Source organism: Lactococcus formosensis, assembly GCF_018403745.1.
GTDB classification, from domain to species: Bacteria; Bacillota; Bacilli; order Lactobacillales; family Streptococcaceae; genus Lactococcus; species Lactococcus formosensis.
Map to the genome: position 1 here is coordinate 142,200 of NZ_BOVP01000003.1, position 26,477 is coordinate 168,676.

Annotated in this window: 26 protein-coding genes; 24 read left to right on the forward strand and 2 right to left on the reverse strand. The window is 38.2% G+C overall.

Annotation, left to right across the window (positions count from 1 at the left end; genetic code table 11):
* Positions 1-54 precede the first annotated feature (54 nt).
* Positions 55-1,020 carry an asparaginase gene (locus KJS37_RS04150; protein WP_014024504.1) on the reverse strand — a complete coding sequence of 322 codons (966 nt, stop codon included), beginning with the start codon at positions 1,018-1,020 and terminating at the stop codon, positions 55-57.
* Positions 1,021-1,281: 261 nt separating this feature from the next.
* On the opposite strand from KJS37_RS04150, the gene KJS37_RS04155 reads away from it, so the two are divergent.
* From KJS37_RS04155 to KJS37_RS04260, 22 genes are all read left to right on the forward strand, one after another.
* On the forward strand, positions 1,282-2,688 hold the full coding sequence (locus KJS37_RS04155; RefSeq protein WP_026063797.1) for a Cof-type HAD-IIB family hydrolase: 1,407 nt from the start codon (positions 1,282-1,284) through the stop codon (positions 2,686-2,688).
* A gap of 116 nt (positions 2,689-2,804) precedes the next feature.
* Positions 2,805-3,464 carry an HAD family hydrolase gene (locus KJS37_RS04160; RefSeq protein ID WP_017369270.1) on the forward strand — a complete coding sequence of 220 codons (660 nt, stop codon included), beginning with the start codon at positions 2,805-2,807 and terminating at the stop codon, positions 3,462-3,464.
* Between the two features lie 60 nt (positions 3,465-3,524).
* Positions 3,525-5,492, forward strand: a complete 1,968-nt coding sequence (locus tag KJS37_RS04165) for a DHH family phosphoesterase (RefSeq protein ID WP_213496026.1) — start codon at positions 3,525-3,527, stop codon at positions 5,490-5,492.
* Positions 5,489-5,941 (forward strand): 50S ribosomal protein L9, encoded by a 453-nt coding sequence (rplI, locus tag KJS37_RS04170; RefSeq protein ID WP_014024508.1) that lies wholly within the window; start codon positions 5,489-5,491, stop codon positions 5,939-5,941. Before KJS37_RS04165 ends, rplI begins: the two co-directional genes overlap by 4 nt.
* Position 5,942: 1 nt before the next feature.
* On the forward strand, positions 5,943-7,319 hold the full coding sequence (gene dnaB, locus KJS37_RS04175; protein WP_017369269.1) for a replicative DNA helicase: 1,377 nt from the start codon (positions 5,943-5,945) through the stop codon (positions 7,317-7,319).
* Positions 7,320-7,427: 108 nt separating this feature from the next.
* On the forward strand, positions 7,428-7,691 hold the full coding sequence (locus tag KJS37_RS04180) for a Veg family protein (RefSeq protein WP_003134126.1): 264 nt from the start codon (positions 7,428-7,430) through the stop codon (positions 7,689-7,691).
* Positions 7,692-7,856: 165 nt separating this feature from the next.
* Complete coding sequence (locus KJS37_RS04185) at positions 7,857-8,630, forward strand: phosphotransferase family protein (RefSeq protein WP_017369268.1); 774 nt, start codon at positions 7,857-7,859, stop codon at positions 8,628-8,630.
* A gap of 60 nt (positions 8,631-8,690) precedes the next feature.
* Positions 8,691-9,344 carry a tRNA (guanosine(46)-N7)-methyltransferase TrmB gene (gene trmB, locus KJS37_RS04190; RefSeq protein ID WP_165714937.1) on the forward strand — a complete coding sequence of 218 codons (654 nt, stop codon included), beginning with the start codon at positions 8,691-8,693 and terminating at the stop codon, positions 9,342-9,344.
* Positions 9,345-9,347: 3 nt separating this feature from the next.
* Complete coding sequence (gene nrdR, locus KJS37_RS04195) at positions 9,348-9,797, forward strand: transcriptional regulator NrdR (RefSeq protein WP_003134132.1); 450 nt, start codon at positions 9,348-9,350, stop codon at positions 9,795-9,797.
* 33 nt (positions 9,798-9,830) lie between these two features.
* Complete coding sequence (locus KJS37_RS04200) at positions 9,831-10,994, forward strand: DnaD domain protein (RefSeq protein ID WP_165713446.1); 1,164 nt, start codon at positions 9,831-9,833, stop codon at positions 10,992-10,994.
* Between the two features lie 2 nt (positions 10,995-10,996).
* Positions 10,997-11,881 (forward strand): primosomal protein DnaI, encoded by an 885-nt coding sequence (gene dnaI / locus KJS37_RS04205; protein WP_165711559.1) that lies wholly within the window; start codon positions 10,997-10,999, stop codon positions 11,879-11,881.
* Positions 11,874-12,590 (forward strand): nitroreductase family protein, encoded by a 717-nt coding sequence (locus KJS37_RS04210; protein ID WP_213496027.1) that lies wholly within the window; start codon positions 11,874-11,876, stop codon positions 12,588-12,590. Before dnaI ends, KJS37_RS04210 begins: the two co-directional genes overlap by 8 nt.
* On the forward strand, positions 12,587-13,207 hold the full coding sequence (locus KJS37_RS04215) for a pentapeptide repeat-containing protein (RefSeq protein ID WP_213496028.1): 621 nt from the start codon (positions 12,587-12,589) through the stop codon (positions 13,205-13,207). The genes KJS37_RS04210 and KJS37_RS04215 overlap by 4 nt, the downstream gene beginning before the upstream one ends.
* A gap of 208 nt (positions 13,208-13,415) precedes the next feature.
* Entirely contained in the window at positions 13,416-15,353 is a 1,938-nt protein-coding gene (locus tag KJS37_RS04220; protein WP_213496029.1) for a BglG family transcription antiterminator, read from the forward strand.
* A gap of 1 nt (position 15,354) precedes the next feature.
* The gene (locus tag KJS37_RS04225) at positions 15,355-15,654 is read left to right on the forward strand and encodes a PTS sugar transporter subunit IIB (protein WP_003134140.1); all 300 of its coding nucleotides are present in this window, start codon (positions 15,355-15,357) and stop codon (positions 15,652-15,654) included.
* Between the two features lie 51 nt (positions 15,655-15,705).
* Positions 15,706-17,073, forward strand: a complete 1,368-nt coding sequence (gene ulaA / locus KJS37_RS04230; RefSeq protein ID WP_096369288.1) for a PTS ascorbate transporter subunit IIC — start codon at positions 15,706-15,708, stop codon at positions 17,071-17,073.
* Positions 17,074-17,202: 129 nt separating this feature from the next.
* A complete protein-coding gene (gene tkt / locus KJS37_RS04235) occupies positions 17,203-19,203 on the forward strand; it encodes a transketolase (protein WP_165711554.1) in 2,001 nt (666 codons plus the stop codon).
* A 335-nt stretch (positions 19,204-19,538) separates the two neighbouring features.
* Entirely contained in the window at positions 19,539-19,754 is a 216-nt protein-coding gene (locus KJS37_RS04240) for a hypothetical protein (protein ID WP_213496217.1), read from the forward strand.
* Positions 19,755-19,982: 228 nt separating this feature from the next.
* On the forward strand, positions 19,983-21,320 hold the full coding sequence (gene nox / locus KJS37_RS04245) for a H2O-forming NADH oxidase (protein ID WP_213496030.1): 1,338 nt from the start codon (positions 19,983-19,985) through the stop codon (positions 21,318-21,320).
* A 156-nt stretch (positions 21,321-21,476) separates the two neighbouring features.
* Positions 21,477-22,928 carry a helix-turn-helix domain-containing protein gene (locus KJS37_RS04250; RefSeq protein ID WP_213496031.1) on the forward strand — a complete coding sequence of 484 codons (1,452 nt, stop codon included), beginning with the start codon at positions 21,477-21,479 and terminating at the stop codon, positions 22,926-22,928.
* A 130-nt stretch (positions 22,929-23,058) separates the two neighbouring features.
* Entirely contained in the window at positions 23,059-23,730 is a 672-nt protein-coding gene (locus tag KJS37_RS04255; protein WP_213496032.1) for a WxL domain-containing protein, read from the forward strand.
* Between the two features lie 23 nt (positions 23,731-23,753).
* Positions 23,754-24,179 carry a hypothetical protein gene (locus KJS37_RS04260; RefSeq protein WP_165713437.1) on the forward strand — a complete coding sequence of 142 codons (426 nt, stop codon included), beginning with the start codon at positions 23,754-23,756 and terminating at the stop codon, positions 24,177-24,179.
* Between the two features lie 43 nt (positions 24,180-24,222).
* Here KJS37_RS04260 and KJS37_RS04265 read toward each other — a convergent pair whose 3' ends face one another.
* Complete coding sequence (locus KJS37_RS04265) at positions 24,223-24,987, reverse strand: class A sortase (protein WP_213496033.1); 765 nt, start codon at positions 24,985-24,987, stop codon at positions 24,223-24,225.
* Positions 24,988-25,290: 303 nt separating this feature from the next.
* Here KJS37_RS04265 and KJS37_RS04270 point away from each other — a divergent pair, with 303 nt between their 5' ends.
* Both KJS37_RS04270 and KJS37_RS04275 read left to right on the forward strand, forming a co-directional pair.
* Positions 25,291-25,626 carry a hypothetical protein gene (locus KJS37_RS04270; protein WP_165713436.1) on the forward strand — a complete coding sequence of 112 codons (336 nt, stop codon included), beginning with the start codon at positions 25,291-25,293 and terminating at the stop codon, positions 25,624-25,626.
* A gap of 25 nt (positions 25,627-25,651) precedes the next feature.
* Positions 25,652-26,473 carry a WxL domain-containing protein gene (locus tag KJS37_RS04275; RefSeq protein WP_165713435.1) on the forward strand — a complete coding sequence of 274 codons (822 nt, stop codon included), beginning with the start codon at positions 25,652-25,654 and terminating at the stop codon, positions 26,471-26,473.
* Positions 26,474-26,477 lie beyond the last annotated feature (4 nt).

The following is a 26,477-nucleotide window of genomic DNA, read 5'->3' on the forward strand; positions in this document are numbered from 1 at the left end:
TTCCATATAAATGATATTTGCACAAAAAAGAGAGTGTTTTACACTCTCATGATACTAATTTTCGACAAACTTCTTAAGTGCATCACCTTCTAAGCCACCATTCAAGCCAATCAAGAGTTTAATGCGTGCTTTTTGAGAATTTACTTCAGGTGCGAACATCACACCAGACTCTGCCAGCTTAGAGCCACCACCTTCATAGGCGTAGACTGGTTCCGCTATACCATTGAAACAACGGGAAACGAGAACAACAGGTATACCAAGCTTAATGATGTTCATTAATTTTTGTGCAGCTGTAGGAGGGAGGTTACCCGCACCGAGTGCTTCAATAACAAGACCATCTAGACTACTTAAATCAAACAGGTCAAAGACTTCGCCGGTCATCCCGGCATAAGCTTTAACAATCGGAACTTTTCCTTTAACAGAAGAAATATCAAGATGTTGATTTTCGCCATCTGTGTGGAAATAGAAAAGCTTGTGCTTTGTGGCTAAGCCAACGGGTCCATGCGTAGGTGTTTGGAAAGTCGAAACATTGGTCGTGTGTGTTTTGGTAACATAACGTGCGGAATGAATTTCATCATTCATCACTACAAGAACACCGCGATCGTGAGAAGCATCGTCAGCAGCAACACGGAGTGCACTGAGGAAATTATAGATACCATCTGTTCCTAATTCGTTGCTTGAGCGCATTGCTCCTGTCAGTACAATAGGCATACCACGTGGAATTGTTGAATCCAAAAAGAAGGCTGTTTCTTCAAGTGTATCCGTGCCGTGTGTGATGACAACTCCGTCAAATTCTTCTTGGTCGAAGGCTCTGTTGATACGTTTTTTAATCAAGAGCATTTCTTTTGGGGTGATGTGAGGACTAGGAAGGTTAAAAATATCTTCAGCGACCATGTGAATCGAATCAAGGTGCATATCTACCGAATTCATGGGGTTAACCGCGTTTGGCGCCACGCGACCACTGGCATCTTCCGCCATAGAAATGGTCCCCCCAGTATGCAACACTAAAATCTTTTTCATTAGTCAATTTCCTTTCAAACGTCAATAAGGTAAATTTATTATAGCATATTATAGGAGGGAATAAACAGCGACAAAGCTAAGTCCTCAACCATTTAGAAAATAATTAAAAAGAGTAGCATTTTAAATTTTGGGAACAGCCATTATTCGTGGAATTTTGGAAAAAAACCTGTATAATTAATAGGATAAGAAAGCTTAACGACGGGTTGAATTTAGCCGATAAGCAATAAACACATGAAGAATTTATGAGTATAAGGCATGGAAATGGATATAAAAGCAGTATTTTTCGATTTAGACGGCACTCTTTTTACGGGGACAAGATCAGTGGCTCCGAGTACGCGCGTTGCTATCGATGAATTAAAACGTAAAGATATATTAGTCGGGATCGCTACAGGACGAGGCCCTGCTTTTGCTTTGCCTTTGATGGAGGAACTTCATCTAGATTTTGCGGTAACTTATAATGGACAATACATTTTTACACCGAAAGCTGTTTTACATGCAGAAGAGATTGATAAGAGGACCTTACGCAAAATCGTTCGTTTTGCCAAAGATAATCATCGAGATATCTCTTTAGGAGCAGCTCATGGTGTTAACGGCTCTAAACTTTTGAAATTTGGTGAAACACGGATGGCTGGGATTATTTCAGGTATTTTACCATCAGGCACTTCAGACATTGCGCGAAACAGTTTCAAGCATGTCGTACGTCGTGTGGTTCCACAGTCTAATTTTCTAAATATCTTGCGTGAACCCATTTATCAAGTCATGATGGTCGCAACTCAATCAGAAACGGCAATGCTTGAAAAAGAATTTCCTAATTTGATGATTACACGCAGCAATCCTTACTCTGTGGATATGATTCCATGTGATTCTGGTAAACTTCGTGGTATCAAGATGATTGGTGAGCGTTATGGCTTCGATGAGCATCAAGTTATGGCCTTTGGTGATTCGGAAAACGACTTAGAAATGTTAACGCATGTCGAATATGGTATTGCGATGGGCAATGCCTCTGATCTCGTTAAAGAAAAAGCAACACATGTCACGACAAGTAATAATCATGATGGAATTGCTAAGGCACTTGCACATTATGGACTAATTGATTTTTCAACAAGCAATAATTTTATTTCACGTGATCAAAACTTTAATAAAGTAAAAGAATTCCATAAAATGATGGACGGGCGGAGTCAGGAGATTCCACGTGCTTTCCCGCCGATGGAAGCGGGGTATCGTGCAGGATTCAAAGTTGAAGAAATAGTGGAATTTCTCTATGCTTCAGCAAATGGGGATAGTGATAAGTTTGACGAACTAACGGCGAATCTACATGCAGATGTGGATAAGGCAGTCCAGAAGGTTAAACGCAAGGCAAAAGATGAAGCGCCGCTGATTGGCGAAGTCGATGCATTGATTGACTTGCTTTACTTTACTTATGGAAGTTTGGTGCTTGCTGGAGTTGACCCTTATGATATTTTCAACTTTGTCCATGCAGCAAATATGGGGAAAATCTTCCCAGATGGTCAGCCGCACTTTGATCCAGAAACGCATAAAATTTTGAAACCTGACGATTGGGAAGAAAAATATGCTCCAGAAGGAAAAATAGAGCGCGAGCTTGAAAGACAAAAGAGAATTGCCTTGCGAAAAGCGCGTGTGCGTGAAGAAAACAACAAGAAAAAATAAAAATGAAATCGCTGTGAAGCGATTTTTATGCTTTTTACCTCTGGTCACAAACTCCGCTCAAAAATATGTTATAATAAAGCAGATATAAGCAGACGATTAGGGAGTTTTAGGTGAAAATGAACAAGTTTAAAGCGGTAATTTTTGACATGGATGGTGTTCTCGTTGACACAGAACAATTCTATGCTCAAAGACGTGAAGAATTCTTTAGCAATCATAATATTTCGATTCAACACATGAAATACTCTGATTTTATCGGAGGAAATATGCGAGAAATCTGGCCGCAAATCTTAGGTGTAGATTATGACCAAGATGAAGCAGCTAAGCTACATGCAGCATATTTAGAGTTAAAAGACAATAACCCACTTCCTTATAAAGACTTGCTTTTTCCAGATGTTAGAGACGTTTTGGAAGCCTTAGAAAAAGACAACTTTAAAATCGGTTTAGCTTCAAGCTCTGCTATGCAAGATATTGATGAAATGCTAAAGGTACATGGTTTACGTCCCTACTTTAAGTCGATTCTTTCGGGCAATGACTTGAAGGCAACAAAGCCTAACCCAGAGATTTATCAACTAAGCATGAAGGCGCTCAATGTAAAACCTGAAGAAACCTTAATCATTGAAGACTCCGAAAAAGGAATTGCGGCAGGTAAGGCAGCTGGAGCTACAGTCTGGGCTATTGAAGATATGCGTTTTGGAATGAACCAATCCGCAGCAGATGTATGGTTACCAAATCTCACAGCTGTTAAAGAAAGACTAGAAGGTCTTTCCGTAAAATAATAGCTTAATGCGCTTAAAAAAATTGCCAATGTGTAAACAAAAGCATAAAAGGAGAAGGAAATGAAAAGTGTACAGAGATTTTCACCAATAACAATTGTATTAGTCATGGTTATCGTGCAAGCTCTGGAAAGTTTCTTACTTATCTTTTCGGGTTCACTGATGATGGCTGTGTTCTATCTTTTTTTGATGAACATTCTTATTACGGTCGGTATCTTACTTCAAGCTCGAAATTATCGTTTAAGAAGAGTCGAGTTTATCAGAAAAATAAATGATGAAGCAGAGAACTCACTCAACGCAACTTTAGACAATATGCCTATTGGTGTTATTCGTTATAATAAAGAAACCTACGAGCCGGAATGGTTTAACCCCTTTATTGATTTGATTTATCATGGCGATGACCGTGTTCTTGACAAAGAGGAAGTCAAGGAAATTATTCAAAAGTATCATGAGGAAAGAAATCAATTTTTTACAATTGAGAAGAAAAAATATTTTATCACCTTAGATGATGAAAAAAACCTTCTTTATTTAGCAGATGCGACTTCTGAGGCGAACAGTCGCGAGAGCCTACAGGAAAGTCGTGCTGTTATTGGAAGTATCTCGGTCGATAACTATGATGATGTTACAGATTTGATTGCTGATAGTGAGCGTACCAAGGTTAATAGTTTGATTGCTAGCAACTTAGAGAGCTTTGCAAGTAAATACGGTGTATATTTACGCCGTGTCTCAAGCAGTCGTTACTATTTCTTTTGTGATTACGGTATTTTGAACCGAATGATTGAGGATAAGTTTTCTTTATTGAAGGATTTCCGGAAAAATTCAGCTGAAAGCAAGATTCCACTCACCTTATCCGTGGGGGTATCTTATGGTTGGAATGATTTTCCAAGTATTGGTAAAACCTCCCTCAACAATCTTGAGTTAGCTTTAGTTCGTGGGGGTGACCAAGCAGTCCTTCGGGAGAACACACCGCAAGCAAAAACAATCTATTTTGGTGGTAATTCTGAAAGTCGTACGCAAAAATCAAGAACACGTGCGCGTGCTATCTCGACGGCATTACAGACAATCATCAGTGAAAGTGAAGATGTCTTTATCGTAGGACACCGCTTCCCAGATATGGATGCCTTAGGTGCGGCAATTACGATGAAAAATTTTGTCAACATGTCGGGAAAAGAAGCCTATGTGGTTTATGACCCTGAGCAACTGATGCCAGAGGTGAGCCGAGCTATTAATCTAGTAAACGAAACTGAAGAAGGTTTCGCACATATCATTAAGCTTGAAACAGCCTTTGATATGAAGACGGAAAACTCCCTACTGATTATGGTTGACCACTCAAAGACCACTCAGACACTCAGTCTTGATTTTTATAAGTCATTTAGTAAACTGGTTGTTATTGACCATCATCGTCGAGATGATGATTTCCCTGAGCATGCTTTGCTGTCTTATATTGAATCAAGTGCAAGTTCAGCCAGTGAATTAGCGGTCGAACTTTTACAATTCCATGAATATAACTCGAAAATGACGGTGACAGATGCTAGTATTGCGCTAGCTGGGATTGAGCTGGATACGAAACATTTCACCAAAGCAACAACTTCCCGTACTTTTGAGGTGGCTGCTTATCTCCGCTCACAAGGAGCTGACAATAACCTGATTAAAGGAATTTTAGCTACTGAGTTTGAAAAATATAAAAAGATTAATGAAATTATTCTCAACTCAGAATATGTTGCGCCAGGAGTCGTGGTTGCCCTAGGTAAACCCAACCAAAAATATGACAATGTTGCGACAGCTAAAGCTGCAGACACTCTGCTAGATATGGCAGATGTTCAAGCAGCATTCTCTATTACAAATCATCAAAATGGCTATATCTCCATCTCGGCACGGTCATTCAAAGATTATAATGTCCAAACGATTATGGAAGCCATGGGTGGTGGTGGTCACTTTAATGCCGCCGCAACACAAATATACGAACGAAATATCGATGAAGTCAAAAAAGACCTCATCGCATTAATTAAGGAAAGAGAGAACGAACAATGAAAGTAGTATTTTTAGCAGATGTAAAAGGACAAGGAAAAAAAGGCGAAATCAAAGAAGTACCTACAGGATATGCAAATAACTTTCTCCTTAAGAAAAATTTAGCAAAAGTTGCAACAAGTGCTGCTGTGGCAGAACTTCAAGGGAAAACAAAAGCTAAAGAAAAAGAAGAAGCTGAGGAGCTTGCAGCGGCTAAAGCATTGAAAGAACGTCTTGAACAAGATGATGTTATGGTTGAAATCAAGATGAAGGTTGGAACGACAGGTCACACCTTTGGCGCTGTGGATAAAGCTGATATCGCGAAAGCACTTCAAAGCCAATTGGATGTCAAAGTAGACAAACGTAAGATTCAATTGATTAATAAGATTCAAGCGCTTGGAATTAAAGATGTTCCAATCAAATTGCACCGTGATGTAACTGCTACAGTCAAGGTCAAAGTAAGCGAGAGATAACATGCCTGATATTGATATTATCAAAGCACCGCCACAAGATTTAGCCGCCGAACAAGCCGTTTTGGGGGCCATTTTCCTTGATAGTGACCGCTTGATTGAAGTGAAAGAATTTCTTTCTACGGATGACTTTTACAAAAACGCACACAAGATTATCTTTCGAGCTATGGAACACTTATCGGACAATCGTGAAGCGATTGATGTGTTAACTGTCCGCTCGCTTTTAGAAAATCAAAACGACCTAGAGGCCATTGGGGGGATTGCTTATATTGCTGAGCTTGCCACCGCAACACCAACAGCGGCCAATGCCTCATATTACGCAAAAATTGTTGCTGAGAAATCTTTACTGCGTCAGCTAATCACTAAACTCACTCAAAGCGTCGAGAAAGCATACAGTCAGGAAGATCCAGCCGAGGATGTTCTTGCAGAAGCTGAAAAGTCATTGATTGATGTGCAGCAAGGACGTAATACGTCAAGCTTCCGCCGTATATCAGATGTCTTGTCGATGAATTTGGATGATCTGGAAGAACGTGCTAAACAGAAATCAACAATTACCGGTATCGCGACTGGTTACCCGGCCTTGGATGCTATGACGACAGGGCTCCATGAAGAGGAACTTATTATTCTTGCCGCACGTCCAGCCGTTGGTAAGACGGCCTTTGCCTTAAATATTGCGCAAAATATTGGGACGAAGCAAGATAAAACTGTTGCTATCTTTTCATTGGAAATGGGTGCGGAAAGTCTTGTTAATCGGATGCTCGCAGCGGAGGGAACAATTGAGTCTCATAACTTACGTACTGGTCAACTTAATGACGAGGAGTGGAACCAGTATTTTATTGCTATGGGAACACTTTCGAAAGCAAGTATCTACATTGATGATACCCCAGGGATTAAAATTACAGAGATACGTGCACGCTCTCGTAAGTTAGCACAGGAAACAGGTAATCTTGGACTTATTGTTATTGACTATTTGCAGTTAATTTCGGGGACAGGACGAGAAAACCGCCAACAAGAAGTCTCAGAAATTTCACGTCAGTTGAAGATTTTGGCAAAAGAACTAAAAGTTCCTGTCATCGCTTTAAGTCAGCTTTCACGTGGAGTAGAGCAACGTCAAGATAAACGGCCTGTCTTATCAGACATTCGTGAATCTGGGTCAATCGAGCAAGATGCTGATATTGTTGCCTTTCTTTATCGGGATGATTATTATGATCGTGCCGGGGCAGATGATGATGACGATGGCTTTAATGAAGTCCCAGAAGTCGACAATAAAGTAGAAGTTATTATTGAAAAAAACCGTTCAGGAAGTCGGGGAACTGTAGAATTACTCTTCCTGAAAGAATACAATAAATTTGCCAGTATTGATAACAGATATGAAGACTAGCATTTCTAGGGGTATTCGTGTTATAATGGATAAGATTTAAAATTTATAATGGTAAGCTAGGCGGAAAACGCCTGTCTTTGCATTTCTAGAGAAAAATTGGAGAGTAAAATGGATAACCAAAATCAAAGCCAAGAAGTAGGAAAAATCGTAGATATCAGAAAACAAGTTGAAGAACATGTTGGCCAAACCATTGAAATTACATCACAATTTGGGCGTAAACGTGAAAATCGTCATAAAGTCAACTTGATTGAGACTTATGCCACACACTTTGTTATTGAAAATATCCCAGCACGTGGTCCAAAAACAACAGAGTCTTATCAATATGCTGATATTTTGACTCAAACAATTTTGATTCACTATCCAAATAAATAATTTGTTCAGTGATGTAATCTATTTGTGAAGCTTTCTATAGCACTTTGTGATGTGTGAAAGACTAGATAAAAGCTTCAGGGTGACGTTGCCGATAGCGGCACGAACACTCACTAGAAGAAAACTTCCCAAAAGCAAAACCATAAAAATCCAAAGAAAGGAGTAAATATGACATCTTCAAGCCTATCAATGATGCCTGTCAAAGGCGGTTCAGGAAATGCTTTTGTTGGCGAAAGCGACAATAAACGTGTTTTTATCAAAAAAAATTGTAGCCCTTTTTTGACAAGTGTGTATCTTGAAGGTATTACGCCACAAGTTCTATGGACGAAGCGTACAGCAGAAGGTGACATGTTAGCTGCTCAACCTTGGATTAATGGTCATACGTTGAAACCTTATGAAATGAATGATTCACGTATTGGCGAAATTTTGCGGCATTTACATCAAAGCGAAAAACTTATCGAAGCCTGTAAAAAGTTAGATAACGAAGTCATGCTTCCAGCTGATCTTTTGGAACAAGTACTGAGTAAAAGCTCAATCTTTGAAACCAACGGCTTTCTCTCAAATGTCGTTGTGGAACTCTCAGAAAATCTTCCTGAGTTAAAAGAAGAAGACGTTACAGTTGTTCATGGTGATGTGAATCATAAAAACTGGCTGGTAGATGATGACAGTGACAAAGTTTATCTTGTGGATTGGGATACGGTCCTTTTAAGTAGTCCTTTAGTGGATATAGCACATGTTCTAACCCACTATATAAAACCCGAAAACTGGGAAGAGTGGCTCCATCAAGCAGGTTATAAAACAGCTAAAAATATAGAACATGAATTAATCTGGTATGGAAAGCTTTCTTTCCTACGTCAGATTTCGGAATATATGGCAAGAGAACAAATTAAGGAAACAGAACAAGAAATTGCTCGTTTTCAAAATTTTTGTCGTTTATTTTAAAACTTAGAAAATAAAAATAGGAGGCTTGCCTTCTTATTTTTTCAATAAATAGGAGAAAAAATGCGCGTAAGAAATCGTAAAGGCGCTGCGGAACACTTAGAAAGTAACGCACATGTTGTTGTAGAAAACCCAGCAGACTTTAAAGGACGTTGGGCAGAGCGTTTTGGAAATGATCACCCGATTCATATTGAAGTTGGATGTGGTAAGGGCGGTTTTATCACAGGAATGGCTGCCCAAAACCCAGAGATTAATTATATTGCGATTGATATGCAACTGTCCGTCTTATCTCACGCTTTAGACAAAGCTTTGGAAGCCAATCTACCTAATGTGCAAATGATGTTGGTTGATGGCGCAGCTTTAACAGAATATTTCGAAGATGCTGAAGTTTCGCGTGTTTATTTGAACTTTAGTGATCCTTGGCCAAAAACACGTCATGAAAAACGTCGTTTGACCTACAAATCATTCTTAGAGACTTATGAACAAATCTTACCATCAGAAGGAGAAGTTCATTTTAAAACAGATAACCGTGGCCTTTTTGAATATTCATTGGCAAGTATGAGTCAGTATGGTATGATTTTAGAAAAAGTATGGTTAGATTTGCACGCAGATGAAGAGTTTGCCAAAGTCAATGTAATGACAGAGTATGAAGCAAAATTCTCAAGCAAAGGTCAAGTGATTTACCGTTTAGAAGCAAAATTCCCAAAGAGAGGTTAAGCTATGAGATGTCCAAAATGTCAATCTGAATCGTCACGAGTTGTAGATTCACGTCAAGCTGATAATATGATACGTCGTCGTCGTGAATGTGAAAATTGTGGAAACCGTTTCACGACTTTTGAACGGATTGAAGAAATGCCACTTTTGGTCATTAAACGTGACGAGACACGTGAAGTTTTCAATCGTGATAAAATTATCACAGGAATAGTACGCAGTGCACGTAAACGACCTGTGACGAGTGAATCCATTGAAAAATTAGTTGATCGTGTCGAACAAAGAGTTCGCCGCTTGGAAAAAAATGAAGTACGTACCGAAGTCATTGGTGAATTTGTTATGGAAGAATTAATGGATTTGGATGATATTACCTATGTCCGCTTTGCGAGTGTGTACCGTTCCTTCAAAGATGTGAGTGAAATCGAAGACCTACTTAAAAAGATTACGAAAAAAGACTAACTGTTCTAAAAAAGAGAAATAAAAGGAAAAACTATGAGACCAGGCGATTCATTTTCTATTCTAAATCGAGGAAAAATCAGCTTTGATGCCGATACTTTTTCGCTACTTTACTTGCCTATCATTGGGCGAGACGCTTTTGGCCTCTATCAACTCTTGCGCGTTTTTTCGACGGGCAAGATTTCTCATTTTTTAGAGTATCTTGACTTTGGGCTCAATCCTTTTCTCGAAGCTTTAGATAAACTCTCAGGGATTGGACTTGTGCGAGTATTTGATCAACAACCGGGGTATCTTCTAGAAGTAAAAAGTCCTTTAACTTTTGAAGAATTTTTAGCAGACGAATTTTATAAGCAATTGCTGATTTCACGTATCGGGGAAAATAAAGTTAACGCTTTGGCCAAAAAACACGAACCTGATGCTCTAGAAATTACGAAAAAGTTTCATGAAGTTTATGCCGTGAAATTCGAGCCTACGCACACTGCTATTCAAACAGAAAAATTTGATTTGAATTCCTTCAAGAGTATTATGGAAAATCAGCATCTGACTTTTGCAAATGAAAATCAAGATATCTTGACTCTGTATGGTTTGGCTGAAAAATTTGATCTCAACTGGTATGAATTATTTAAAGCAGCTGAGCAAACAGCTAATGCTGACAAAACTTTAAACACAGCCAACCTGACAAGAATGTTAGCTGGAAAATCTGAACCTTTACCTGCCTTGTCAGAGTTTCCTAAGGGATTCCAGGACTTGATTGTCATCAGTAAAGAGGTCAGCCCACGTGATTTTTTAAATAAGCTTAAACAACAAGCTGGTGGTTTTGCTTCACAGGAAGAACTTAAGATATTGAATAATTTAGACAAGCAAAATATTACGGACCAAGTGCAAAATATTTTGATACACTATGTTTTGATTCAACAAGGAAATGCTAGTCTGAATGCTCGCTTTGTTAACACTCTGGCAAATGATTGGATGCGCCATAAAGTTTATAATTCTGAAACAGCAGTAAAAAGAATACTGGAACGTCAACAACAAGCAGAAGAAAAGCAAAAAGCTAACAAAAATTATAAAAACTCAGGCAAACTGGTCAAAAAAGCGCCTGAATGGTCCAATGCCAGCTATGTAAACACGACCAGTGCAGAAGATATTGCCAAGTTCGAGCAGTATAAGGCTTCCCGCCGTAAGGACAAGAAGGAGAATTGAGCATGGAATCAATTGGAGAACTTTTGAGTAAGCGCCCAGATGTACGTGGAAATTTTGACAAGCTCGTCGCTGAAGTCATGAAAAATGAACAAGTTCAAGCTTTTATTTCTGAAAATCAAATGACCGAAGATGAGGTGCAGCGTAGTTATTCGAAGTTTTATGAATTTGTTAAAGAACGAAAAAAATTCGAAGAACATGAAAAAATGGCAGCTGATGGCTATGAACCTGTCTTGATTATGAATCATGGCTACGCAGATGTATCTTATCAAACGACAGCTGAACTGGCACGCCGTCAAGAAGCCAGCAATCAATTACGCCGCGTTCAGATTATTGGTTTACCTAAAGAAATGAAGCAAATTGATTTTTATGCGGATGTCTTCACAGACAATCAAAATCAATTTGACTTGTTCCGGAAAGTAGAAAACTTTATTGATAATTTTCCACAAGAAAAAGGACTTTACATCTACGGCGATTTTGGTGTAGGAAAATCTTTTATTATGGCTGCAATGGCAAATGAGCTCTCGAAAAAAGGCGTTTCTACTACTTTATTACACTACCCAACCTTTATCTCTGACCTTGATTTTGACAACGCCAAATATTGGGTTAATGAAATTAAAAAAGTTGAAGTCTTGGTCTTAGATGATATTGGTGCTGAACTCAATAATGCTTGGGTGCGTGACAGCATACTACAGGTTATTTTACAGCATCGTATGCAAGAAAATCTTCCAACATTTTTCACTTCAAACTTGAATATGACAGAACTTGAGCTACATTTGGCAGAAACTAAAAAAGCAGATGAAATCTGGCCAGCAAAACGCGTCATGGAGCGTGTGAAGTATTTAGCGTCTGAAGTTCGTTTAGAAGGAGTAAATCGCCGACATGAATGAAACAATTGATCTGATGATGCAACATAGCTCTGTACGTAATTTTACAGATGAAAAAATCCCAGAACATGTGTTAAAAATAATTATTAATGCGGGGCGGGCAGCACCCAACTGGAAAAACTTTCAATCTTATTCGGTTGTTCTTGTGGAATCCCAAGAACAAAAAGATGCTATTTTTGCTCAACAGCCTCAAAAAGCAATTAAAAATTGTGCTGCTTTTCTGGTTTTTGTTGGAGACCTTAATCGAGCAAAAACAGCAGTCGAAATGAACGGTGGTGAGTTTCAACCAGAAGGTGTTGAATCGCTCCTCATTACTTCAGTTGATGCTGCAGTAGCCGGACAAAATACATTACTTGCTGCCCAATCCTTAGGATACGGTGGTGTAATGGTCGGCTTGATTCGTGATCAAGCGCGTGAAATTTCTGAAATATTAAACCTTCCTGATTATACTTACCCAATTTTTGCTGTGGCTCTTGGTAAACCTGCACGTGTAAATCCAGTAAAACCGAGATTACCTTACGAAGCTGTTGTATTTCCTGAGAAGTATATTCCACAAGATGAAGAAGTACTGCACAATTACGATAAAGTTCAAGATGAGTATGCTGGAGCACGTCGTCTAAATTCCACTTGGTCAAGCCGAATGGTTGATCAATGGGGACAACCAGAACAAAAAGCATCTACAGAAAATCTGAAAGAAAAAGGACTTTTATGAAGAAAATTCTTTCACCAAAACTCCCTACTGAGTTAGAAGCTGTTGATTTTACTGCTCTAGAAGACAACGAAGCCTACCAAGTAGAGTTGAAAAATCAAGAAATCTATTTAGAGGACCGTCAGCTTTTCAGTGGATGTCGTCTACAAAATATCGACTTTGAGTTAGATGTAACTGCGGATTTAGAGTTTACGGATTGTGTTTTTGAAAAGTGTGATTTTTCTAATCTGGTCTTTTCAAAATTCGGCTTTTACCGATGTATTTTTAAAGATTGTAAATTACTGGGGACTGAATTTACCAATGCATTTTTGCAGGATATCCAATTTCAGGACTGTTTGCTTAATTACGTTAATTTTTCAAGTGCGCGCTTGAAGAATGTACTCTTTGCAGACAGTATGATGAAAGAGAGTCTTTTTATTGCTACTCAATTTAAGCAAGTGCGCTTTGAAGGGAATGACTTGGAACTTACGAATTTTTGGGAAACGTCTTTATCAGGGATTGATTTTTCAAGTAACAGTTTTGAACGCCTTGACGTGAGTCCTGAATTGGCTAAAAACATTAAAGTTAATCTAAGTCAAGCAGCTTTTTTTGCTGCTTTACATGGGATTGAGATTGTCTAAGTCTTGGGAGATTCAAGGCTTTTTATTTTAAAATAGTTTATGAGAATTGAACATTTAATTTAAAAATCGCTTTGAACTGAAGCGGTTTTTAAATTAAAAAATTTTTTTAGAAGAGTCCAACCGGCAAAGAAAACGTTTTCTTATTTTGGACCGAATAGCTTAATTTTGAAGCAAAAATTAGGCTATAATTTAATTGTGAGGAAAAAAGATGCTTAGTTATAACTTAGATATCCTTCTGTTTTCAGAAAGACGTTTCTGGAAACTTGATAAAATCCTTGAAGTTACTGGACTCAAAAACCAGGAATTTCAGAGACAACTCTTTGGGTTGAATCAAATTTTGCAAGAGAAATCTCAAAGATCACTAGAATTTACTAATAATGTATTAGCACTTCCAGAAAAATTAGAAAATTTTGAGGAGATTCGCTTTAATATCGAAGGATATGCGCTAACATTGAGTGAAGAAAAGCGAAAATGCTTGATTTATTTACTATGCTTTTCTAAACGTACAGCATTATCGATAAGTGATTTCCAGTCTCTTTTAAATGTGAGTCGAAATACCGTCTTATCTGATATTAAAAAGTTGCGTCGGCAACTGGATAATGGAGACACTAGTTTAGAATACTCCCGTAAATTAGGCTTTTACCTTGAAGGCGAGTCGAAAGAATTACGTAAAATGGCTTGGTGTTTCCTGCAAGAACTCAATGAAGAGAGTGATTACTATGTTTTGTCGAAGTATCTCAATCATAAAAATCCACTCTTTATTTATCAAGTAGGACAGAAAATTAGTCAATTAATGGCTGAATTACGTGTACAGGTCATTCATAGTCGTTATATTCCGATGCTGATTTACCTCGCTTTACTTCAATCACATCTTGGAGAAACAGATATCTTTCAGCAACATGTACTAGAAGTTGAAGCATTACTGATTGGTATGAGTGATGGCAATTTTGAAAAGTCTGGTTTTGATTTTCTTTATCGTATTGGTTTTGAGATTATGGAAAATGTAATGAAACTTGCGGCAGTTCAATTTGAGGATTTTACAAAAACTTTTGCGGCTCTGCGTGCACATCTGGTTCCTGCCTACTTTCGATTGAAATATCACTTCGAAATAGAGAATGTCCTTTTGGATAAAATAAAAACAGAATATTCCTCTCTGTTTGAATTAATGGACCTTGCTTTAGCACCATTGCGCGAAGCTTGCGGGGAAATCTCCGAAGCAGAACGTGCCTACTTTGTTATTCTCTTTGGTGGAGAAATTTATAAGAAAAAGTATACGCAAAGCTTCCGTGCTATTGTCTTATGTGTAAACGGTATAAGTTCAAGTTTAATCATGCGTAAACGATTGGAAAATATGTTTCCCAGCATGACTTTTATCCTGAGTACAGCCGCTTCTGATTTGGACAAGATTCCTGCTTTTTCTTACGATATTATCTTTTCGACAGTCCCTGTCATAACGGATAAAAAACTCTATGTTATGTCAGCTTTTCCAGACAGTGAAGAAGAGACAAGACTTTACAATCAAATCGCGCAAGATTTTGATTTGCCTGGCTTTTATAAACCAAATGCCAGGTCTATCTTACGTGCGATTGAACCTTACGTTGACATTAAAAGCAATGCGACCAAGAAGCAACTGACGCGGATTATTGACCGCAAACTTAACAATAAAAAGACAGAAAGTGAGGCATTAGGTGTAATGCTTTCAGATTTATTAACTAAAGAAAAGATTCATTTTACAGATAAGAAACTTGACTGGAAAAATGCAATTGAACTTGCGGCTCAGCCCTTACTGGATCAAGGAGAGATTGACCCCTCTTATATTTCAGCTATTATCAATCGTGTAGATGAGTTTGGACCTTATATTGACTTAGGGATGGGGATTGCTCTTCCACATGCACGTCCCGAAGATGGAGTAAAGAAGCTCGGCATGTCATTTCTCAGGTGTGACCAGCCCGTTTATCTTCAAGATGATCCTAAACATGAAATAAGGATTTTCATTGTTCTTGCAGCGATTGATAACGAAACGCATCTTCGTGCACTATCTACATTAACACAAATATTATCAAATAAAGATGAACTCAATAAAATGCTAACTGTAGAAACAGTAGCAGAACTCGAACAAATTTTTGCAGAAAAAGAAGGAGAATAATATGAAAATCGCATGTGTATGCCAATCAGGATTAGGAACAAGCTTTATGGTACAAATGAACCTCCAAGCACTTTTACAAGAAATGGGCTTAAACGTTAATGACTTTGAGCTTGATCATATGGATGTTGGATCTGCCACACCAGATTCTGCGGATTATTTCTTTGTGGAGTCCACATTAACAACAGCTTTACCTAATATACCCGAAGAAAAGATTGTACCTTTGACTTCTATCATTGATCGTGATGCAGCGCGTGAAGCATTGGTCAAAGTCTTGGATGAAAGAGGGATTGCCCACAACTAAGCAAAAACAGTACTTAAAAAGAATCGAAAATAAACTTAGGAGAACAAAAAAATGAATGGAGTTTTAAACTTTATTGTCTCTGTCGCGACTACGCCTGCCCTTCTTGTCGGATTAATTGCCATGCTTGGGTTGATTTTACAAAAGAAACCAGCAACTGCAGTTATTCAGGGGTCAGTGAAGACCTTTGCTGGGTTCTTGGTCTTGGTTGGAGGAGCTGGTATTTTAGTAGGTGCACTTGCGCCTTTTGCCGATATGTTCCAACATGCTTTTCATGTGAAAGGTATTGTTCCAACTAATGAAGGCGTTGTTGCCCTAGCTCTCGTTGAGTATGGGACACCGACTGCTTTGATTATGCTTGTTGGGATGATTGTTAATATCTTGCTTGCTCGCTTTACACGCTTTAAGTACATCTTCTTGACAGGTCAAGCCATGCTCTATGTTTCTTGTATGGCAGCGGTAATTCTTGTTTCTGCCGGAATGGGCGAAACTTGGATAACAATCCTTCTTGGGGGCATCTTTGAAGGAACGCTTTTAACAGTGACACCCGCTATTTGTCAGCCCTTTATGCGTAAAATCACTGGGACTGACAATGTCGCGATGGGACATACAGGTAACATTGGTTATGCTCTTGCAGGTTGGTTAGGTAAAACCTTTGGTGATCCTGATCCTGAAAAATCAACAGAAAAGCTAAATATTCCTAAATCATTGGGCTTCTTACGAGATTCAACAGTATCTATTTCCCTATTGATGGCTGCAGTCTACATTCTTTTAGCAATAGCTGCAGGTCCATCTTATGTCGAAACCGAGCTTTCTAATGGTACAAACTTTGTAATTTTCTCTCTTGTTCAAGCAGGAACATTTGCAGCAGGTTTTGTCGTTGTTCTTCAAGGTGTGCGTATGATTTTAGCTGAAATCGTGCCGGCCTTCCAAGGGATTGCTCAAAAACTGGTTCCCAACTCAAAACCAGCTTTGGATGTTCCGATTGTTTTTCCGTATGCACCAAATGCAGTACTGATTGGCTTCTTTGTTTCTTTTATCACAGGATGTCTATCAATGGTTGCTATGCTTCTCATGGGAACAACAGTTATCATTCCAGGTGTTGTCGGACATTTCTTCTGCGGTGCTGCAGCAGCAATATTCGGTAATGCTAATGGCGGACGACGTGGAGCGGTGATTGGAGCAATTGCAAATGGTCTCCTCCTATCTTGGTTGCCACTTTTCATTATCCCATCTTTAGGAGCTTTTGGGGCAGATGCCTCAGCGACATTCGCGGATACAGATTATCTGATTCCAGGTATCATTGTTGGGCGAGTTGGTGAAATGGGATCTGGTGCAATCGCCGCTTTAATCCTAGGATTCCTCGCTATTGTCCTGATTCTCAGTGCAGTCTTAAATGCTAGAGATAAAGCCAAAGCTTAATTGAATGTCAATGTTTACAAAAATCAGTTTTCGCTCAGGAAATCTGATTTTTTAGTAAGATGAAAATAAAAAACGTTTTCAATTATGTTATAATAAACTGTATTATCAAAAGATTAAATGGAGAAAAATATGTTTGACAACACTGATCAGTTAGCTGTAAATTCAATCCGTACTTTGTCAATGGATGCTATTCAAAAAGCAAATTCTGGGCATCCAGGATTGCCAATGGGCGCAGCACCAATGGCTTATGTTCTTTGGAGCAAGTTTTTGAATGTGAACCCACAAACAGGACGCAAATGGTCTAACCGTGACCGTTTTGTCCTCTCTGCAGGACACGGTTCAGCAATGCTTTACAGCTTATTACACTTGGCAGGCTACAAAGTATCAATGGATGACTTGAAAAACTTCCGCCAATGGGGATCAAAAACTCCAGGACATCCAGAAGTAGACTGGACAGATGGTGTAGAAGCGACGACAGGTCCTTTAGGACAAGGTATTGCTAATGCTGTTGGTATGGCGATGGCCGAAGCTCATTTAGCAGCTACTTACAACAAGCCAGATTTTGATATTGTGGATCACTACACTTATGCTTTAAATGGTGATGGCGACCTTATGGAAGGTGTTTCGCAAGAAGCAGCTTCACTTGCTGGGAAACTAAAACTTGGAAAACTTGTACTTTTCTATGATTCAAATAATATCTCGCTTGATGGTGACTTGGATAAATCATTTATTGATGATATTAAAATGCGTTTCGAAAGCTACGGTTGGCAACATATCTTGGTTAAAGATGGCAATGATTTGACTGAAATTGCAGCAGCAGTAGAGCAAGCAAAAGCTGAAACAGAAAAACCTACAATTATTGAGGTGAAGACTGTTATTGGATTCGGTGCTGAAAAACAAGGCACTTCAGCAGTACACGGTGCTCCTCTTGGTGCAGAAGGTATAGAATTTGCGAAGAAAGCTTATGGCTGGGATTATCCAGAATTCACTGTTCCAGAAGAAGTGACTGACCGTTTCCGTCAAACTCTGAACACACGTGGTGAGGCTATGGAACAAGTATGGAATGATACCTTCGCAGCTTATGCTGAAAAATACCCTGAACTTGCAGAACAATATGTAAAAGCATTTGAAAATGAAACACCTGAACTTGATTTAAGTAAACATGAACTCGGATCAAGCAAAGCCTCACGTGTAACTTCACAAGAAGCCATCCAAGAACTTTCAGCACAAATGCCAAACCTTTGGGGTGGATCAGCTGACTTATCTGCATCAAACAATACAATGGCTAAAAATGATACAGATTTCATGCCAGATAACTATGCTGGTCGTAACATCTGGTTTGGTGTTCGTGAATTTGCGATGGGTGCAATTATGAACGGTATTGCCCTTCATGGTGGTACACGTGTTTATGGTGGTACATTCTTCGTCTTTAGCAATTACATGCTTCCAGCTGTACGTATGGCTGCACTTCAAGAATTGCCTGTTACCTATGTGTGGACACACGATTCAATCGCAGTCGGTGAAGATGGTCCAACACACGAGCCCGTGGAACAATTGGCTTCAGTACGTTCTATGCCAAACTTAGACACTATCCGCCCTGCAGATGGTAACGAAGTTATTGCCGCATGGCGCCGTGCAGCTTCAAGCAAAAATCGTCCAACAGCGCTTGTTTTGACACGTCAAAACCTGCCAGTTCTTGAAGGAACAGCACAATTAGCTGAAGAAGGTCTCAATCGTGGTGCTTACATTCTCTCGAAAGAAGAAGGAGAACTTGAAGGAATTATTATCGCGACAGGTTCAGAAGTAGCGCTTGCACTTGAAGCTAAAAAAGAATTAGGAAAAGGCGTACGTGTTGTATCTATGCCTTCAATGAATATCTTTGACGAACAATCTGCAGAATACAAAGAAGAAGTTCTTCCGAAAAATGTTTGCTGCCGTTTAGCTGTCGAAGCAGGAACAAGCTTCGGCTGGGCCAAATATATTGGTTTAGCAGGCGCTACTGTAACCGTAGATAAATGGGGTGCTTCAGCACCTGCAAATGTAGTTTTACCAGAATATGGCTTTACAGTAGAAAATGTTGTTAAAACATATAAAGAAATGAAAGACAACTGTCCTAAAGATTGTTGCTAATCGAGAATCATGCGGTGAAAAAGCTTTTACTGCACTGAGACTTGCAGATTATGATATAATAAGTTCATGCGATGAGTCGATCTTCTACTTTAGTAGATTATTGAAGCACAGGAGTTCTGGAACATTAGGTTGTTCGTGCAGGAAGCATGAGAACTTGTCAGCGTGTGTGAACCGCTCTGACACAACGAAAGTTGCCTGAAAAGACCTCTCTTTTGAGAGGTCTTTTTTTGTTAAATAAAGATAGAAATGACCTGTTGTTTCCTTTAGAATTAATGATATAATAGGGGTGTGTAAATCTATCTATTATATTTTAGGAGAGACTATTGAGCGTAATGATGTACAGCCTTTTTGATGTAGAGGGTAATGCAGAAGCGATAATATCTTATACAGAAAACGCGATGAAAAAAGAAGGTAAAACTTCAGAAGAAATAGAATTGTATAAAGCTGAAGTTGAAAGCAGTGATTATCCTGTTCTTGTCAGTGTATCGGTAAGTATGCTGGATGAACTGAACGGAATGCACACCCGTCAAGAAGTTAAACATATGGGGTAAGAAAAAGTGGAGTATTGCAAAAATACTCGCTTTTTTTTATAGAAAATTAAAAATGATCTGAAAGTATAAAATACACTAAAATAAAGGTTCCTAAGGTATTCAATTTGTGAAGTTTGTGAATTCACAAACTTCACAAGCGCTTACAAAAGAAATGCGAAAGAAGTGTGCTAAACTTATATTGTAAAGATATTTACAAGCTTTTAAAATAAAAAAAGGAGATTTTCCAACATGAAAATCGTTATTATAGGCACAAATCACGCAGGTATTGCTGCGGCAAATACATTATTAGACAACTATCCTGGTCATGAGATTACTATGATAGACCGTAACAGTAACATGAGTTACTTGGGCTGTGGTACAGCTTTATGGGTGGGCCGCCAAATTGATCAACCGAATGAACTTTTCTATGCACGAGCAGATGATTTTGAAGCAAAAGGTGCTCAGGTGTTGACTGAAACTGAAGTATCGTCTATTGATTTCGAGCATAAAAAAGTGTATGCTACAACAAAATCCGGAGAAGAGCACGTAGAAGATTATGACAAACTTATCCTTGCCATGGGCTCAAGACCCATTATTCCAAAAATTACAGGGAATGAATTAGAAGGGATTCATTTTCTTAAGCTCTTCCAAGAAGGACAAGCAGTGGATGAGGAATTTGCTAAAGAAGAAGTGAAACGTATTGCAGTTATTGGAGCGGGCTACATTGGTACAGAAATAGCTGAAGCAGCAAAACGCCGTGGAAAAGAAGTTTTATTGTTTGATGCGGAAAGCACATCTTTAGCTTCATATTATGACGAAGACTTTGCGAAAGGAATGGACGAAAACCTTTCAAAGCATGGAATAGAGCTTCATTTTGGTGAAACTGCAGAAGCTTTTAAAGGAACAAATGGCCGTGTTTCTCAAATCGTGACCAATAAGGATACTTACGATGTGGATATGGTAATCAACTGTATTGGTTTTACTGCCAATAGTGCTCTTGTAGAAGATAAACTTGATACACTTCGAAATGGAGCAGTGAAGGTAGATAAACATCAACAGACAAGTAATCTCGATGTCTATGCAGTCGGAGATGTAGCTACGATTTATTCAAATGCTCTACAAGATTTTACATATATTGCTCTTGCTTCTAATGCGGTACGCTCAGGAATTGTCGCCGGACACAACATTGGCGGAACAGCCCTAGAATCAGCTGGTGTTCAAGGGTCAAATGGTATCTCAATCTTCGGCTATAATATGACATCTACAGGTTTCTCTGTTAAGGCCGCTCAAAAATTTGGTTTAGATGTTGCTTATACTGATTTTGAAGATAAGCAAAAAGCTTGGTTCCTGCATGAAAATAATGATACCGTGAAAATTCGTATTGTTTATGAAAAATCAAGCAGACGCATCGTAGGTGCGCAAATGGCGAGCTATGGGGAGATTATCGCGGGAAATATCAATATGTTCAGCTTGGCTATCCAAGATCAAAAAACAATTGATGAACTTGCGCTTCTCGATTTGTTCTTCTTGCCCCACTTTAATAGTCCTTATAACTATATGACTGTTGCTGCTTTGAAGGCAGAATAACATCAAAATTTAACGTTGATATCTAAGAATATAAGACACAAAAAATCACTAAAAGATACTTTGGTGATTTTTTGTTAAATTAAGTTGCATTTGTGCAATATTGTCTAATGTTATATAATAGAAAAAATTGACGAGAGAAATGGAGGAAATAATATTGTGTTAAAATATTTAGACGAAGATGATTTTAAAAAACTTCAAATTTTATATTATTTAGAAAATCATCATCTCTCTACGGTACTTTTTGATGACTTAATTGAAGAATTGTACCTTAATAATTATCAAGTCAAGAAACTCCTATCTGAAATACAAGCAGAGATTAAATCTTGGAAATTAGAGAATTATTACCTTATTGATCTCCAGAGGCAGAAAAGTTTCGTACGTTACGAAAGAAGAACCCAAGGAAACATCATGCTTCTCTTAAGTCATTACGTTAAGAGATCACAGATGCAAGCCTTGATTCGGGCAATCTTTACTGAAGAAGTGAACAAAATTGCTGAACTCGAAGATATCGTCTTTTTATCAAAGTCAGCCACGTATAAATTGGTGAAAAAATTTACGGATTTAACCAAGGAATATGATGTAACAATTGATAAAAATATGCGCTTTGCTGGTGACGAATGGAAGATTCGAGAGTTTCTCTATAATTTCTATCACACCTTGTATGGCGATCTTTATAAGAGTTTTTCGGAAGATGTAGCGACGGACCTTGAACAAATGATAAAAGCTTTAGAGGAGATAGAGGGTCTTTTTAGTCAGGGCTTAAGTTTAACAGATAGAACAAAATTGTTGTATCGGCTCTTTGTTATCTATACGAGAAATTATTTAGGAAATAAGGCTTCAGCGCAAGATTTCATGAAGATTGATAGTCGGTTTATTGAGCCCATAGCCCAGATTTTACGACATTATCTTGATGGTTCTAATGAAGAAGTCTTGGAAGAGACCTATGAGCTTCTTTATTTTCTTTCGAGTGAGAGCATTACGGCACATTGTGATTTTCAACTTCCAACGAACGTAAGAGACTTAACACAGGCCTTTACGGAGAGTTTCAATGCTAAATTTAAAGCACAGCAAAACGAACTAAATCAAGCAGAAGTACAAGTAGAGTTAAACAACATCCATCTTCGCTTATTGGTTTCTCTAAGGACAAACTTTGATGTATCCAGTCTAAATGATTTTAACTTCATGGTTGAAAATTATGAACATATTGAGCTTTTTTGTAATAACTTTGCAGACAAAATGTTATTGGATGCACGGTATGCGGCTTTATTTCAAGAAAAACACCAAGCACTTGTTCGTGAATATATGTTTTTAATTTTGTGTCATACCACTGCTTATCGTACGAGACGCCCAGTAAAAATTTGTGTGGACTTTTCGTATGGTATCTCTTATAACAGATATATTCTAGATAATATCAAGTCATTAGGGTTTTTGAATATTGAAGCAAGCGAAGGAAAAAATAATGAAGATATTGATATCTATCTTTCCAATCTTCCTTCCCGAGAAGTTGAAGCAGAACAAATTATTTGGGCATCACCACCCACATCTTATGACTGGGAATTTTTTGGCAATACAGTAGTTAAAATAAAAAAAGACAACTTTAATACCTAGTTGTTGTTTTTTTTTTTTTATTTTTTTTCAAAATAAAATAAAAAATGACTTCTTTACGCTTAAATGTTAAAATTACCATAACTAAGCAAATGAAAAGAGTAAAAAAGATGAAGGAAAGGAGGGAGAAGTAATGAAAACCTTTATTGTTATGCTATGGCTCTTGTCTTCTATCCAGTTAACAGAGATAGGAAAGGCAGAAGAATCTAAAGTCAACTATCGAAATGATGCGGCTATCCAGTATTCGACGGGTGAATTTTCAATTGATTTTGTCAGCAGTCTGGATTTTGGGACGAATGAAATTTCTAACCAAAATCAAGTTTATTTTGCACAAGCTCAACGTTATTATAAATCAACACTTGTTACGCCTAACTTTATTCAAATAACCGATAATCGTGGCACATTAAAAGGCTGGACACTTAAAGTTTACGAAAAAGAACAATTTAAAGCAGAAGAGTATTCTCAATATCAGGAATTAAAAGGCGCTTCTCTCTCTCTTCACAAGCCTATTTTAGTGACGAATAACAATGCCCAACAGCCCCAAGCTTACGAGGTGAAGAACTTAGTACCGGGAAGTGAGACGCTGGTAGCTCAAGCTAAAGTCGGTGAGGGCGCTGGTACCTGGATAATTCGTTGGGGAAATAAGGAAGATCTCTTTTCAAGAAACTTTTCTATGAGTGGTAAAGATATTCAAAGATATTTTACTTCGTCAGTTGGTCTTTATGTTCCTGGAGATACACCAAAAGAGGCTACAACTTATCGTACAAATTTAATATGGGTATTGAGTGAACTACCAGATAACTAATAAAATTAAAAAGGAGTATCCTGATGAAAAAAACGAATAAACGAGCATCTAAGATTACTTATTTGTTTGTTTGCGGGTTTGTATTGTTATCTTTTAGTTTAGCAGGGCCAAAGGCACAGAGTGTTTCTGAGGCAGCTGAAATTATGAATCCGCTCTCGCCTGACGATAAGGTTATGCCTCAGGAACCAGAACCCATTACAGTATCACAGTCTTCAGAAGAGGAAAAAGCTCAAACACCACCTAAAAAGACTGAATCACAAGGTGGCAGAAAAGAAGAAAGACAGAAAAAGCAAGAAAAAAAGAAGAAAATCTTTTTTGCACCAGACACAACAGTTGCACTTGAACAATCACAAAAGATTAGAATCTTGGACGGAGATACATCTACATCAACAACTACAGGAAAAGTTCTGTCCATTATGTCAGGCCGTTTGCTCTTTGGAAGTAAGTGATAACAATAATAAAAAAAATCACATCATGTGATTTTTTTATTTGTCATAGCCTCCAAATATAAATAAGAAAGACTAGAGCAAGCATCAGAACGATGAGAAGTGGCAGCAGAAATTTCAACCAGTAAGTTTTTGTTTGAGTTTGTTGGACAGCGTTTTGCTTCTCGTGGAAGGCGACTTGGTCTTTTTTTACGGGTGACTCAGTTACTTTTTTAGCAGTAACAAGTACACGATAAGGTGTTTCGGTGGCGCTGTTACAAGTGATTAAGTAGAGATAATTCGGGCCTCTATCTTGTAATTCTGAAAGATCAGTTTCTCTAATGATACGGTTGGACTCGACTTTATAAGCATAATAATTATCGAAGTAGCGAACATATACATCGGCATCACTTTCTAGCTCTTGAATGCCTCCGAAAAGAAGACTGGAGTCGTACTGTACATGATGCCCAATAATCGTCAAGCTATTGGATTCAGGATTACGATTTGGAAAGAGACTCACAGTTCCTTGAGCCATATTTTCTTGTGTCAGTCCTACAAAAATGGGTTGACTAACGGCAACACTTGGTACAACAATTTGTCCGAGAGCACTTTTATTTTGATTCGCAGAGGCCTTCAGTACATCTTTTAAGCGAGGCGTCTGAATTGGCTCAGGGTCAGCCACATATTTTGGCAAATCTGTTCTTATAGTTTCTGTTTTCATAAGTTGAGAATGGGTAGCTATACTAAAATATTTTGAAAAAGGAACAGAAAGCATGCCCAGCATTAGAATTAAGAGCAGAGTGATCAATATTTTTAAACGTTTTTTCTTCATTTTTGTTCCTTTCATATTTTTTTAATCATAGCAAAATGAAAATCTTTTGTAAATATTCTCTTTTATTTTGAAGTTGAATGTACTACTTTTCCAATAATATAGAAGTTGTATTCCTTTGATTTATAAGGGATTAGAACGTTATTTTTTTAATTTTTTTTTTTGAAAAAATATAAAAGAAAAAAGACAGTTAAATAAGATTGACTTAAGAACAAACCGTGTGATTAAATAAAGGTGTGGTTTGAAGTGAGTGACGTCTAACCTCATGACCTCAAATTAAACAAAGTTAAAAGAGTTGGAGGTGAAATGTTAAAGAAAATTTTATGTGTTATTTTTTTCCTGACGGTTACAGGTTCTCTGAGGGTGCAAGCTCAATCAGAAGATGTGACCTACAGCAATCGTGACAGTATCGGTTTTGTCGGGAAATATGATTTTAAGGATCAACAGAAAGATAACCAAGATAAAAATAACGGTTTAACTTCATCTGAAAATAGACAAGTTGGAAATATCATTCCCAATGCAGGTGATTCAAGCTCTTTACTCTATGTTGTGTTCTCTGCTCTAGGAGGACTGCTCATCGTACTTAGTACAAGAAGTATAATCAAAAATAATTACCAACATAACTTAGAAAAAAAGATCTAGAAAGATTTTAATAGGCGTACAAATTATGAATAAAATTATATTGAAATCCACTGCCACATTAGCTACTTTGATAGCAATTTCTCCACTCGCTGCCACATCAGTATTTGCAGCAGATGCCAACTATTCTACTCCAGGAGATGTAGAATTTGTCACAGGTGATACAGGCACAAAACCAGTGGACCCAGAAAACCCAGGAGCAACAGTCGATCCAGAAAACCCAGATCCCAATATTCCAGTATTGCCACCTGTAGAAGTAACAAAAGGTTTGAGCTTGGACTTTGCATCTAGTCTTTCATTTGGGCAACAAAAAATTAGTTCGACAGATGAAATTTACTATGCACACGGACAGAAGGTTCTTGATGGAAGCGGTACGGTCAGTGGTATTGTTCCGAACTACGCTCAAGTAACCGATGTCCGGGGAACTTTTGCAGGATGGACACTCTCGGTAGCGACAGATGGACAATTCAGAGAAAAAGGTACAGATATGACTGCAACACCTGAAACGGGCGCTCCTCTTGGAACATACTTGACGGGTGCCCAACTGAAGTTCAGTAAAGGCGTATCAAACGGAACAGTTACTGGGGCAAAGCCATCAAATGTTAATGCTTCAACATTCTCTTTAAGTACTTCTGATCAAGTAATCATGTCAGCTAAGGCGAATGAAGGTATGGGAACTTGGACCTATGCATTAGGAGCTACAGCGGATTATGATGCATCTGCAACAGCAAAAGATGCCGTTGCTACTCAATCTCCAATCACATTAACTGTTCCGGGAAGTACTGCTAAAAAAGCTTCAGGCTATACAACAAACCTTATCTGGAAACTTTCGGATACCCCAGGAAACTAAAAAA